The organism is Desulfovibrio sp. ZJ746 (assembly GCF_011039155.1).
Lineage (GTDB): Bacteria > Desulfobacterota > Desulfovibrionia > Desulfovibrionales > Desulfovibrionaceae > Desulfovibrio.
In genome coordinates this window covers 195,351-207,843 of record NZ_JAAKEK010000004.1, presented here as the reverse complement: position 1 = coordinate 207,843, position 12,493 = coordinate 195,351, and the positions used below count along the sequence as shown (strand labels likewise).

General features: G+C 65.9%; 13 protein-coding genes and 1 tRNA gene. 8 read left to right on the top strand and 6 right to left on the bottom strand.

Annotated elements, in window-relative coordinates:
• From G7Y54_RS08305 to G7Y54_RS08290, 4 genes are all read left to right on the top strand, one after another.
• Nucleotides 1-318, top strand: coding sequence for a hypothetical protein (locus tag G7Y54_RS08305; protein ID WP_165078850.1), 318 nt, complete (start codon nt 1-3; stop codon nt 316-318).
• A 224-nt stretch (nt 319-542) separates the two neighbouring features.
• On the top strand, nt 543-860 hold the full coding sequence (locus G7Y54_RS08300; protein ID WP_165078849.1) for a hypothetical protein: 318 nt from the start codon (nt 543-545) through the stop codon (nt 858-860).
• Nucleotides 861-897: 37 nt separating this feature from the next.
• On the top strand, nt 898-1,389 hold the full coding sequence (locus tag G7Y54_RS08295) for a DNA N-6-adenine-methyltransferase (protein ID WP_165078848.1): 492 nt from the start codon (nt 898-900) through the stop codon (nt 1,387-1,389).
• A gap of 353 nt (nt 1,390-1,742) precedes the next feature.
• Nucleotides 1,743-2,840, top strand: a complete 1,098-nt coding sequence (locus tag G7Y54_RS08290; RefSeq protein ID WP_165078847.1) for a site-specific integrase — start codon at nt 1,743-1,745, stop codon at nt 2,838-2,840.
• Between the two features lie 14 nt (nt 2,841-2,854).
• On the opposite strand, the gene G7Y54_RS08285 is transcribed toward G7Y54_RS08290, so the two are convergent.
• The 4 genes from G7Y54_RS08285 to G7Y54_RS08270 all read right to left on the bottom strand — a co-directional run bounded on the left by G7Y54_RS08285 (nt 2,855) and on the right by G7Y54_RS08270 (nt 4,087).
• Nucleotides 2,855-2,931, bottom strand: a tRNA-Arg gene (locus G7Y54_RS08285).
• A gap of 15 nt (nt 2,932-2,946) precedes the next feature.
• Nucleotides 2,947-3,219, bottom strand: a complete 273-nt coding sequence (locus tag G7Y54_RS08280) for a hypothetical protein (RefSeq protein WP_165078846.1) — start codon at nt 3,217-3,219, stop codon at nt 2,947-2,949.
• Complete coding sequence (locus G7Y54_RS12505; RefSeq protein WP_206214930.1) at nt 3,216-3,761, bottom strand: hypothetical protein; 546 nt, start codon at nt 3,759-3,761, stop codon at nt 3,216-3,218. The genes G7Y54_RS08280 and G7Y54_RS12505 overlap by 4 nt, the downstream gene beginning before the upstream one ends.
• Nucleotides 3,762-3,769: 8 nt before the next feature.
• Nucleotides 3,770-4,087, bottom strand: a complete 318-nt coding sequence (locus tag G7Y54_RS08270) for a DUF883 family protein (protein WP_165078845.1) — start codon at nt 4,085-4,087, stop codon at nt 3,770-3,772.
• A gap of 184 nt (nt 4,088-4,271) precedes the next feature.
• On the opposite strand from G7Y54_RS08270, the gene G7Y54_RS08265 reads away from it, so the two are divergent.
• The 4 genes from G7Y54_RS08265 to G7Y54_RS08250 all read left to right on the top strand — a co-directional run bounded on the left by G7Y54_RS08265 (nt 4,272) and on the right by G7Y54_RS08250 (nt 7,850).
• Nucleotides 4,272-5,306 carry an ATP-binding cassette domain-containing protein gene (locus tag G7Y54_RS08265; protein WP_165078844.1) on the top strand — a complete coding sequence of 345 codons (1,035 nt, stop codon included), beginning with the start codon at nt 4,272-4,274 and terminating at the stop codon, nt 5,304-5,306.
• Complete coding sequence (locus G7Y54_RS08260) at nt 5,299-5,961, top strand: methionine ABC transporter permease (protein WP_165078843.1); 663 nt, start codon at nt 5,299-5,301, stop codon at nt 5,959-5,961. Before G7Y54_RS08265 ends, G7Y54_RS08260 begins: the two co-directional genes overlap by 8 nt.
• Before the next feature lie 63 nt (nt 5,962-6,024).
• Nucleotides 6,025-6,825, top strand: coding sequence for a MetQ/NlpA family ABC transporter substrate-binding protein (locus G7Y54_RS08255; RefSeq protein WP_165078842.1), 801 nt, complete (start codon nt 6,025-6,027; stop codon nt 6,823-6,825).
• A 59-nt stretch (nt 6,826-6,884) separates the two neighbouring features.
• Complete coding sequence (locus G7Y54_RS08250; protein ID WP_165078841.1) at nt 6,885-7,850, top strand: hypothetical protein; 966 nt, start codon at nt 6,885-6,887, stop codon at nt 7,848-7,850.
• 461 nt (nt 7,851-8,311) lie between these two features.
• On the opposite strand, the gene G7Y54_RS08245 is transcribed toward G7Y54_RS08250, so the two are convergent.
• A complete protein-coding gene (locus G7Y54_RS08245; RefSeq protein WP_241159426.1) occupies nt 8,312-10,051 on the bottom strand; it encodes an HlyD family type I secretion periplasmic adaptor subunit in 1,740 nt (579 codons plus the stop codon).
• The gene (locus tag G7Y54_RS08240) at nt 10,051-12,486 is read right to left on the bottom strand and encodes a type I secretion system permease/ATPase (protein WP_241159425.1); all 2,436 of its coding nucleotides are present in this window, start codon (nt 12,484-12,486) and stop codon (nt 10,051-10,053) included. Before G7Y54_RS08240 ends, G7Y54_RS08245 begins: the two co-directional genes overlap by 1 nt.
• Nucleotides 12,487-12,493 lie beyond the last annotated feature (7 nt).

The following is a 12,493-nucleotide window of genomic DNA, read 5'->3' as shown; positions in this document are numbered from 1 at the left end:
ATGACCGGCGCAGAACTCATTGCCCAAGAGCGGCAACGGCAGATTGATGAAGAACAGTATTCCCTTGAGCACGATGCCACCTGGCATTCAAAAGGGGAACTTGCCAGAGCGGCGGCATGTTATGCCTTTCCCAATGAACTCCGCTGCAATATCGAGTATGCCTACATCCCCAATTCCATACCCTCGTTCTGGCCTTGGTCTTGGGAAACATGGAAGCCCACACCACAGGATCGCATCTGGGAACTCGTGAAGGCGGGGGCCCTCATTGCCGCCGAAATTGACAGGCTACAGAAGCTACCCAGAAGTAGGAGACAGTAATGCCGAGAGAAATCGACCTTTCCACTGAGGCCCTTCTCAAACACCGGGCCATTGCCGAAAAGGCCACGCCGGGGCCGTGGGCCGTCCAAATATATAATGGAGGCCCCTACCCAGGCCCCTTCCAGATTTGGAGCCAGTCTGCCCCGAATGCAATACTGGTCAGCATATCCGTAGAGGGCTCCCGGAACTGCGCCCACATTGCGGCCAACTCGCCGAATGTGGTCATGGCCCACGTTGACGAAATCCTGCGCCTGCGGAACGACCTCGCGGCCACGGAATGCCGTAAAGGCGAAGGCGACGCCTATGTGGAACAGTTGTGCCTTGAGCGTGATGATCTGGAAGCTCAGGTGGCGCGCTTGGAAGGTGAGGTGGAACGGCTGAATAAAGAGGCGGACTGGCTGGCGCATAATGTGTGCAAGGGCTGCCCCCCTATTCCCCCTGAGCGCCTCCCGGATTGCGACAACGAGAATCACCCTCATGACTGCGCCGCCTGCTGGCGCGAAGCCGCCCGCAAGGCCGTGGAGGAGCAATGCCAAAAGTGATAGATACCCCCCCCCCGAAAATAATTTAGTAATTACAATGCCCCGCAACTTCAACAGCAACACGGACAATAACGATGAATGGCTCACGCCGCCCGAAATACTCCGGGCGCTTGGGCCATTTGATCTTGATCCCGCCGCGCCCATCGTGCGCCCTTGGGATATGGCCGCGCGCCACTACACCAAAATCGACAACGGCATGGCGCAGCCCTGGGAGGGCCGCGTCTGGCTCAATCCTCCCTATGGGCGAGAGACCTTCCACTGGCTTGCCCGGCTGGCCGAGCATGGCAGCGGGCTCGCGCTGATATTTGCGCGCACCGAGACAGTGGGCTTCCACGCCGAGATATGGGCCAAGGCCCGCGCGATCTTCTTTTTCCGTGGACGGCTCCGCTTTCACCGCGTCACAGGGGAACGCGGAGGCACGGCCAATGCGCCCTCATGCCTTGTGGCGTATTCGGGGGAAGATTGTGCCCGGCTGCTTCGGGCACAAAACGAAGGGGCGCTCTCGGGCGCCCTTATTCATTTGAGGTAGCCCACAATGCCCGAAAGATTTTTGCGAAAATCGGAAATCGGCGCCGTGTTCGGCACGTCCCCCGATGTTGCCCGCGCTATCCTCATGGATCACGGCGTTCAGCCGGTCGATCTCGGCGCAGGCCGTGGGCGCGGGCTCCGTTGGTTGGAATCCGCTGTGCAGGCGGTGGCCGAAGAAATGCACAGGCGCGCGCAGCCCCCGCCAAAGACCTCAAAGACTCCCCTTCGACCCGTGGCCGGCGCCCCCGCCGGATTCCTGTCAAGGGTAACGTTGGATGAACTTTACCTGCTGACACACAAGCCAAGCGTCCAATAAATCCCTTCTGGGCACATTGGCGCATGATGGAGGGCATCATGGCCATTCGTGAACGGAAAGGGCGTGCCAGTCCTTGGCAGGTCTATTGGAACAACCCCATAACCGGGCGCAGGGAGAGCGCCAGCTTTGAAACCAAGCAAGAAGCGGAAAAGCAGGATTCTTTGGTCAAGCATCGGCTTCGCTTTGAAAGGGAATCATTCCGGGAGGAGCAAGGAGCCGGAGAACAAGGGGGAGGGGAGATAACCTTGGAAGGAGCATATCTGCTCTATCTCAGGGAAAAGCAGTTCGACCGGGAAGGGCTCGCGTGGCAAATGGGCGCTATGCGGCTGCCGTTGCGGCTGTATGGGGCGCTCGCTCTCTCAGAAATTGATGCTGCGAAAATATCTTCGCTCATGGCAACCATGAGCGCACGGCCCGTAAAATCAGCCACGGTGCGGGGGAGGCTATCCGTTTTGCGTACCGTGCTGAGATGGTGCGCTGAACATGAGTTGTGCGAACCCATCAGGTTTCCCAAGCTACCGCCAGCGTTGTACGAAAAGTTCATTCCTCCTTCCCCGGAGGAGTTGTCTGCAATCATCAGTGTTGCTGAACCTCATATCGTGAGGGTGGTCATTCTCGGCGCTCAATGTGGCGTCCGCGTCGGGCCGTCTGAATTGCTCCGCCTCACTTGGGATGACGTGGATATGCTCCAACAGGTATTGCGCGTTCATGGCGCAAAAAAGAACGCCGCCGCCCCATGGCGCGAAGTGCCAATCAGAAAGGGGCTCTTGCCGCTCTTTGAATCATGGCGGGCAGACGACGCAAGACTCGGGATCAGCCACCTAATCCACTACAACGGGCGCAAGGTTGCTTCTATCAAAACGGCCTGGCGTCGTACCCTCCAACGGGCAGGCATCCATCGGCGGATACGCCCGTATGATCTCCGACATGCGTTTGCCACGGAGCTTATTGCGGGCGGCGTGGACATTGGAACGGTGGCAAAGCTCATGGGGCATAGCTCGCCAACCATGATCTTGTCACACTACCAGTATGTTCTGGACACGCAAAAACGGGCCGCTGTCGAGGCGCTTCCTGAAATCGGAAATGTGCCCAAGGTCATGTGCCCAAAGCAACAGGCGGCTACCTCGTCACAGTAACCGCCTGGGATAATTGGCGCGCCCGAAGGGAGTCGAACCCCTGACCAAGAGCTTAGAAGGCTCCTGCTCTATCCTACTGAGCTACGGGCGCGTAAGGTGATGTGGTCTAGGTGTCGGCGTTGTCCTTGCGTTTGGGGAGCTCGAGGAAGCCCAGGCGCGCGGCAAGTTCCACGGTCTGGAGCGCGAGCGGCACGAGCGCGAGGCCGCCTGCGCCGCGCCTGAGAACGCTCAGCGAGAGGCCGAGCAAAAAGGAGCAGGACAGGCTCTTCACAGGGTGCGCGCGCACATAGTTGAGCGGCGCCACGGAGGCCGCCGCCTGGAGAAAGCGCGTCTTGGCCTCGCGGACATTTTGCGCCGCGGCCCCGAGCTTTTCCTTCATCGCTTTTCCTGCATCCGGCCGCCCCGCTGCGGGGAGTGGGGTTTTCCGCACTCGGCCCGGGTGGCCGTGGCGCCCCCATGCCCATAGGGGGCAGCGTGCGCCCAAGGGGCATGGCTCTCGGCCGCCGGCTGTCCGGCCGCGGGCTTCGGGGTCGGCGCGCTTGCAGACTTCGGGGCGCAGGCCGTTTCCGCCTCCCTGGGCTGCTTGACCGGCTCCTCCGCTCCGGGCTTGCCGGCCCCCTCCTCCGCCTTCGTCTCCCCGGCGTCCTGAGCAGCCCCGCCGCGCGCGCTCCAGAGGAACAGGCCCGCGATGACCGCGCTGGCGGCGCCAAGAAGCCCGAGGGCCGCGGGCCTGGGCAAAAGGGCGGTCAGCAGGGCATAGAGCGCGGCCAAAAGCAGCGCAAGGGCGGCGGCGCCGAAGAGCAGCCCCAGAGAGAGCAGGCCCACCCGGCGCACGGTGCGCAGGATGCCCGCCTCGAGGAGGCGCCCCTCGGCTTCGCACAGGTCGCAGAGGCTGACGACCAGTTCCGCCAGGCCCTTCACGCGGCGGGCTACCTCAAGTTCCTGAACAGGCAGGAAAAGACGCAGCCCGCGCCGAAGGCGATGAGCAGGCTCATCATGGGGTTGCGGCGCACCTGTTCGCTCACTTCGTCCATGCCTGCGCTCCCGGCGTCCTGGAGCTTGCGGGCCTGGTCCTGCGCGAGGTGGCGGTAGTGCGAAAGCTCCCGCGCGAGGCGCGAGGAAAGCTCGCCGCCAATCTCGTCCTTTTTGTCTTTCAGCGTCTCGAGCAGGCTGTCCATCTGCTCGCGCATGGCGTTGAGTTCCTGCCTCAGTTCATCCACCGTATGTTCATGATGGTTGTCGGCCATGATATTCTCCGTCTTTTGCCGGGCAAAGCCCGTCATATCCGCACCCGGGCACCCTTTGCCCGGCATGGCGAGACTTTACATAGCGGCCCGGCCCTTGGCAAGGGGCGCCGCTTTGCCTTTGCGCCGAAACGTGCTATGCCTGCTGGCGTGCCGGGATGCACCCGGCGAACGCGCCGGAGGCGGCATGGCGGACGAGCCCAGCATCAAGCCCATTATCAGGATAGAACACCTCGAAAAGAAGTATCCCGGCCACGGCGAGGCCGTCTATGCCCTGCGCGGCATCGACCTTTCCATCGGCAAGGGCGAGATTTTCGGCATCATCGGCAAGAGCGGCGCCGGCAAGTCCACCCTTGTGCGCTGCATCAACCTCCTCGAGCGGCCCACGGCCGGGCGCGTGCTGTTCGAGGGGCGCGACCTCTGTGAGCTCTCGGGCGCGAGCTTACGCGAGGCGCGGCGCTCCATGGGGATGATCTTCCAGCAGTTCAACCTGCTCATGCAGCGCACGGCGCTCGAGAACGTGCGCTTCCCGCTGGAGCTCGCGGGCGTGTCCCGCGCCGAGGGGCGGCGCCGCGCCGAGGAGCTGCTCGACATGGTGGGCCTTTCCGCCCGCATGCAGGCCTATCCCTCCCAGCTTTCCGGCGGCCAAAAGCAGCGCGTGGCCATCGCCCGCGCGCTGGCCACCCGGCCGCGCGTGCTGCTCTGCGACGAGGCCACCTCCGCGCTCGACCCGGCCACCACCGACTCCATCCTCGCGCTCATCAAGGACATCAACGCCCAGCTTGGCATCACGGCCGTGGTCATCACCCACGAGATGCGCGTCATCGACCAGATCTGCAGCCATGTGGCCATCATCAGCAAGGGCGTCATCGTGGAGCAGGGCCCGGTGGAGGAGGTCTTCTTCCACCCACGCACCGAGGCCGCGCGCAAGCTCGTGCTGCCCGAGGCGCTCCAGAACCTGCCGCTCGACAAGTGCGACAACCTCTACCGGCTCATCTTCAACGGGCGCTCCTCGTTCGAGCCGGTCATCTCCAACCTCGTGCTCCACTGCGGCTCACCGGTGAACATCATGTATGCGGACACGCGCGACATCGGCGGCACGGCCGTGGGGCAGATGGTGCTCCAGCTGCCGGACGCCAAGGCCACGCGCGAGCGCATCATGGACTGGGCGAGGGACCACCACCTCGCGCTGGAAAAACTGGAGGACGCGCCCCATGATTGACGAAAAAACGCTGGAGATGCTCCTCGTCGGCACCTGGGACACCATCTACATGACCGTGGTGGCGACCTTCTTCTCCTATGTGTTCGGCATCGTCATGGGCGTGGCGCTCGTCATCACGCGCAAGGGCGGCATCCGGCCGCACGCGGCCTTTTACAACGTGCTCGACGTGGTGGTGAACCTCACGCGCTCCTTCCCCTTCCTTATCCTCATGATCGCGGTCATCCCCTTCACCCGCTTCCTCGTGGGCACCACCATCGGCAACAACGCCACCATCGTGCCGCTGGTGCTGGCGGCCGCGCCCTTCGTGGCGCGCCTGGTGGAGTCCTCCCTGCTCGAGGTGGACCACGGCGTGGTGGAGGCGGCGGAGAGCATGGGCGCCTCCGTGTGGCAGATCATCACCAAGGTGCTTATCCCCGAGGCGCTGCCCTCGCTCATCAACGGCAGCGCCGTGGCGGCCATCACCATCCTCGGCTATTCGGCCATGGCCGGCGCCGTGGGCGGCGGGGGCCTCGGCAAGCTCGCCATCATGTACGGCTACAACCGCTACCAGACCGACATCATGATCATCACGGTGGTGCTGCTTATCATCATCGTGCAGGCCATCCAGAGTTTCGGCAACTGGGCCACCCGCCGTTCCGACCGGCGCGGCGGCTAATGGCGGCGCGGGCCCCGGTCCGCACGCCCCCGGCATCACCCTCAACGTGAAGGAATCGCAGGCATGAACAAACTCTTCCTTGCGGCGGCATTCGCCGCCAGCCTCTGCTTCGCCGGCGCGGCCCACGCGGCCACCACACTCACCGTGGGCGCCTCGCCCACGCCGCACGCCGAGATCCTCGCCGAGGCGGCCAAGCTGCTCAAGCCCGCGGGCATCGAGCTCAAGATCGTGGAATATTCCGACTATGTGCAGCCCAACGTGGCGCTGGACAGCGGCGATCTCGACGCCAACTACTTCCAGCACAAGCCCTATCTGGACGATTTCGTCGCCCAGAAGGGCGTCAAGCTCGCCTCCATGGGGCCCGTGCACTACGAGCCTTTCGGCATCTACGCCGGCCGCAGCAAGGACCTGAAGACCCTCAAGGACGGCGCCATCATCGCCGTGCCCAATGACGCCACCAACGAGGGCCGCGCCCTGCTGCTGTTGCAGGACGAAGGTCTCATCAAGCTGGCCCCCGGCTCCGGCCTCACCGCCACGACGCGCGACATCGTGGAGAACCCCAAGAAGCTCAGGATCGAAGAGATCGAAGCCCCGCAGCTCGTGCGCGCCCTGCCGGACGTGGACGCGGCCGTCATCAACGGCAACTACGCCATCCTGGGCGGCCTCAAGGTGGCCGAGGCGCTGGCCGTGGAAGCCGCCGACTCCATGGCCGCCTCCACCTACGCCAATGTGCTCGCCGTGCGCGAGAAGGACACCGCGCGCCCCGAGCTTCAGGCGCTCTATGAAGTGCTGGTCAGCCCCGAGATTGCCAAGGCCATGCGCGAGAAGTACGCCGGCGCGGTGCTGCCCTCGGTGGCCAAGTAGGAAAGTTGCAGAAAAGGGAGCGCGGCGCCCGCCAGGGGCGCCGCCTCCGCACGCCAGCCATGCCCCCCCGCGACAGCTATCATCTCTGGCACCCCGACATCCTGGGCATCTTCCAGGCCGCCCGGGCCCAGGGGGCGCCCGTCACCCTGAAAAGCCACATGCGCCTCGACGCCGCCAACGAGGCCGACGTCACCCTGCGCGGCGGCATCACGGCCGTGCGCGGGCAGGTGGCGCGCTTCAGGGCCGACGGCTACGATTTCTCCTTCGGGAGCCGCGCCCCGCTCGACCCGGCCTGCGCCTATGCCTTTGCGGTGGACCTGCCCCGGGGCCTCAGGGATGTCATCCGCGTGGAATACGAGGGCCGCGCCACCATCCTCGACCGCGCCCTCGGCCGCAACAACCTGCCCATGGCGCTGGAGCTGCGCGTCTCCCTGCCCTCGAAGATCCGCCGGCGCCGCCGGCACGACCGCATCAACTGCGGCCCGGGCCGCGTGGAGGGCGCGCGCCTCGTGCTCGTGGAGGCGCCCCCGCGCCGGCCGGCAGACCTCGAGCGCCTACTGGAGCCCGGTGGGCAGGCGCAGCAGCAACTGCTCAATCTTTCCGTCAGCGGCGCCTGCCTTCTGGCCGGCGAGGCCATCCGGCAGAAGCTCATGGCCGCGCAGGAGCGCTACCTCGTGGCCTTCACCCCGCTCACGCCGGAGCGCCCGGCGAGGCCGCTGGCCTTTCTTGGGCGCAAGGTCGGCGTGTTCCCCCGGCGCGACGGGCCCGCGGCCCTGCGCATCCGCTTTTCTGAAGAACTGGAGTGGAATGACGGCGAGCTGCGCTGGCTGAACATCGAGCGCAACGGCTCGCAGGCCCTCGCGCGCCTGCTCCGGCACTGGGAAAAGCTGGACGCCGAAGAGGCCGCGCGCGCGGCCGAGGCGGAAAGGAAGGCCCGGGAAGAGCGGGCGGCCATCGAGGCCGAGGCCGAACGCGCCGCTGACCTCGGGCTGCCCGTGGCCTTTCTGGACGAGGAAGAGCCGTAGGTATCAGCTACGACTGCACACGCGGCGCTTTCGTTATGGCTTTGTTATACTTTTGAGCAGGTGGTGCGGCTGTGCTGCATCTGTAATGCCGAAATTATCCGTCAAAAACAGCCTTGCTCCAGCCGTTGCGACGCAGGAAGCTACGGATGGAGACAGCAAATAGTTTCCTCTACATCCAGCCAACGCTGCCACTGTCGCTATCCGTGCTCCAGCCGTTGCGACGCAGGAAGCTACGGATGGAGACAGCGGTTAGGTAACGCGGCAATCATTCAACGAAACCGCTGTCGCCATCCGTATGGCTCGCAAGCTCGCCGACGGCTAGCGCGCCAGCGTCGAAAAATCTTATTTTTTAGGATTCTTCCGGCACCAGCGCCCGTCTTCCGCTGCGCTCCAGACGGATCTAAGGAAGATCTGGCAACTGCTCAGTATAACATAACCCCCGTTATCCCAACGACTGTCCCTCAGCGCTCGCGCAGGGCGTTCTGCTTGGCCTTGAGGATGGGCTTGAGCAGGTAGTCGAGCACGGTCTTCTTGCCGATGAGGATATCCGCCGTGACCATCATGCCCGGGATGATGGGCAGGGTCTCGCCGTGGTGCTCGATGGCCGTCTTCTGGGTGCGCACCTTGACCACATAGTGCAGGTCGCCGCGCTTGTCCTCGATGGTGTCGGCGCTCACCGATTCGAGCTTGCCGTCGAGGCCGCCGTAGATGGAGAAGTCATAGGCCGAGACCTTGACCATCACATCCTGCCCGGGCCGCAAAAAGGCCACGTCCTTGGGCTGCACGCGCGCCTCCACGAGCAGGGTGTCGTCCAGCGGCACGATTTCCATGATGGGCTCGCCGGGCTTGACCACGCCGCCCACGGTGTTGATGTGGATCTGCTTCACCGTGCCGCGCACGGGCGCCCGAAGCTCGGTGCGCTTCACGCGGTCGCCGCCGGCGGAGATGGTTTCGCGCAGGCTGGTCAGCTCGAGGCGGCGCTTGGTGATCTCCTGGGTGATATTGGCCTTCTGCTCGGCCTCGCGGGCGGCGATGCGCTGGCGCGATTCCTGCGCGGCGGCCTGCGCCTTGGGGATGCTCGCGGCGAGCATGTCGATCTGGCCCTTGAGCTCCACCACCTTGGCCTCGAGGCCCAGAAACTCCATGCGCGCGAAGTTGCGGCGGCGCATGAGCTCGGCCGCGGTGTCGCGCTGCTCCACGGCGATCTTGTAGCTCTTTTCGAGCTGGTCCTTGCGCGCCTCCTGCTCCTCCACGTCGCGCTCGCGCTGCTCGTACTGGGCACGGAGCACCTCGAGGTCGGCATCGAGCTGGTGCTGGCGCGACTGCCACGCATATTCCTGGTCGCGCATGAGCTGGCGCGCGCGGGCGAGGGTCTTGCTGTCCACGTCGCGGCCGAGGCGGCTCGTGAGCCAGCGGCGCAAATCTTCGGGGAAGACCGGCTTTTCGCCGCGGTGCTCGGCCTCGAGGCGGATGATGGCGAGGCTGTTCTCGATGGCCTTGCTCACCGCGTCGCGGAAGGCGGACTCGGCCATCTCGTTGTCCAGCTGGGCGAGCACGGCGCCCTTCTCCACGATCTGGCCCTCGTGCACCTGCACCTCGCGCAGGATGCCGCCCTCGAGGTTCTGGATGGTCTGGGTGCGCTGCGAGCCCACCACCTGACCCTCGGCGTGGGTGACTTCGTCGATGTCGGCCACCGCCGCCCAGATGATGAGGCAGAGGAACATGACCGCCACGGTGACGGAAAGCGCGCGCACCCCGAAGCGCGGCCGGCGCGCCAGCGCCGCGTCCACCTCGTCGGCATAATGGATGTCGTCGGGCGTGAGGCCGTTGAGGGGCGCGTCCATGGCCGCGAACAGGCCCTGGCCGCCCGCGCCCGGGGCGCCTGCCGGGCCTTGCGCGCCGCCTTTGCCGAGGCGGCTGTCCAAGGCCGCCCGCGCCATCTCGGAGAGGGGCTTGTCCGGGGTCTGCTCGTTTTCGCCACGCACGAAGATGGCGCGCACAAAGGCCGCGGCCTCGGCGAAGAAAGCCCGCCAGCCGCCATCCTGCGGGGAGACTGGGGACGCCGGCGGCGTGGGCGCGGCGGCGGACGGCGCGGGGGATTCACCGGGCATCTGGCCAGCGGGCCGCCCGGCCTTTTCGGCCGGAGCGGCGGGCGCCGGCGTTTCGCTTTCGGGAACGGAAGTTTCTGGATGTTTCTTCATCACGCCGCCCCCCCGGCCGAGGCCGGCCCGGCATTCACGGCCCGCGCACGGGCCCCGGCGCCGGCCTGTCGGGCGCCCCGCGGGGCCTTGCCGCGCAGGCGCGCCAATACCTCGTCGCGCGGGCCGTCCAGCTTGATGCGGCCGTTTTCCATGACGATGAGCCGGTCAACGATGCGCAGCATGGAGAGCCGGTGCGTTATGAGGATGAGCGTGCGCCCCTGGATGATGCCGGCGAGGCGCCGCTGGAGCAGGAGCTCCGAGTCCGTGTCCATGTTGCTCGTGGGCTCGTCGAGAATGAGCACCTCGGGGTCGCGCACGAGCGCCCGCGCAAGCGCCACGGCCTGCCGCTGGCCGCCCGAGAGCGCCCGGCCCTGCTCGCCCACCTGGCTCGCGAAGCCGGCCGGGAAGCCGCGGATAAAGTCCGTCACGCCGGCCAGCGCCGCCGCGCGCAGCACCAGATGGTCATTGATGGAGGGGTCGCCGAGGGCGATGTTCTCGCGCACGCTGCCGTAAAAGAGGGTCACGTCCTGCGGCAGCACGCCGATGCGGCCGCGCAGGTCGGCCGAGGGTATCTGGCGGATGTCCACCCCGCCGAAGCGCACCGCGCCCTCGCCCGGCTGGTAGAGCCCGAGCAGCATGCGAGAGAGCGAGCTCTTGCCCGAACCCATGGGCCCGATGATGCCCACGCGCTCGCCGGGCCTGATGGTGAGCGACACCCCTTCCAGCGCCGGGCGCTCGGAATGCGGGTAGGAAAAGCTCACGTCATCGAGGGTGAAGGTGGGCTCGAGGCTGCCGTAATCCATGCTCACGCGCTCGGCGTCGTTCTCCGAGGGGAGCTCCATGAGCATGTCCAGCGCCTTGAACGCCACGCGCGAATTCTGCACCCGCGTGAGCAGCGAGGCCATCTGGAGCAGCGGCGCCATGGTGCGCCCAACGAGGATGTTGCAGCCGATGAGCGCGCCCATGCTCATGAGGCCGTCGTTGATGCGGTAGACGCCCCAGACGATCATGATGACCGTGACGATCTGGGTGATGAGCATGGCCGAGGTCACGGCCATGCTGTTGTATTTGCGCGCCTCGCTGGAGGACTTGGCCGAGAGCCCGGCGATGGCCTCCCACAGGCGCTGCATGCGGCTTTCCGCCATGCAGGACTTGAGCGTCTCGAGGCCGCCCACCATCTCCACCAGCAGGGCGTTTTTCTGCATGTTCTGGCGGTAGCCGGCCTCGGCGCTCTGGCGCGCGCGCCGCTGGAGGAAGAGCCCGAGGCCCACGAGCACCGGGATGGCGCCCAGCGGCAGGAGCACCATGGGCCCGGCGATGAAGGCGATGAGCAGAAGAAAGATGACGAGGAAGGGCAGGTCGATGCAGGCGAGCAGGCTGGAGGAGCTGAAAAACTCGCGCAACTGCTCGAACTCGCGCAGGTTGTTGACCATGGCGCCCGTGGACTCGGGCTTGGCGTCGAGCCGCATGGAGAGCACCTTTTCCACCAGCGCGCTCGAGAGCACGATGTCCGCGTTGCGGCCGGCCACGTCCACAAAATGCGTGCGCAGGGCCGAGAGCAGGAAGTTGAAGAAATAGATGACGAAAATGCCGGAGGCGAGCACCCACAGGGTGTCCGTGGCGTTGTTGGGCACCACCCGGTCATAGACGTTCATGACGAAGAGCGGGCTCGCCACGGCGATGAGGTTGATGACCACGCTCGCCAGCGCCACATGCCGGTAGATGGGCGCGTAATAGCGCAGCACATCCCAGAACCAGCGCTTGCCGCGGCCGAGGCGCGGTGCGTCCATGCGGCGCTCCGGCGCCTTGGGCACGGCCGCGAAGATGGCGTAGCCCGCGTAGTCTTCCTGCAACTCCTCCTGCGAGACCGTCTGCGTGCTGTCGCTGATCTCGGGAAAGATGACCTCCGCGCGGCCCCCGCGCAGGGCGGTGAGCACGCAGGAGCGGTCATTTTTTAAGAGGAGGATGCAGGGCAGCACCAGGGGCGGGATGTCGTCAAGGCTCGGGCGCGAGGCGATGCGCCCGGAAAGGCCCGCCTTGCGCGCCGCCCCGAGGCAGGCGCGCGGCGTGACCTGGCTGCCGGAAAGGCCGGCCAGCAAAAGCTGCGGCGAGACCGGCTTGCCGCGCAGGCGCATGAGCACGGAAAGGCTGCGCAAGAGGCCGGGCATGAAGTCCACGTCCGACGGGCGCAGGCCGCCCACACCCTGAGCCCCGGAATTCACGGACGCCTTGCCGCCACCCGCGCCATTTTGGCCCGCGGGAGCCGCGTCTACCGCTCCTGCCGCCGCCATGGTCCCGCCGCCGGAAGCGGCGCCAGACTGCGCGGCTTCGGCCTGTGCGGCGTCGTTGCGGGCGCCGCCCTTCTCCGCGTGTTCCTCGGGCGTGTTGCCGATTCTCTCTTTCTCCGCAGGCTGTTCCGCGTTCGGCGTTTCCATGCCCTCC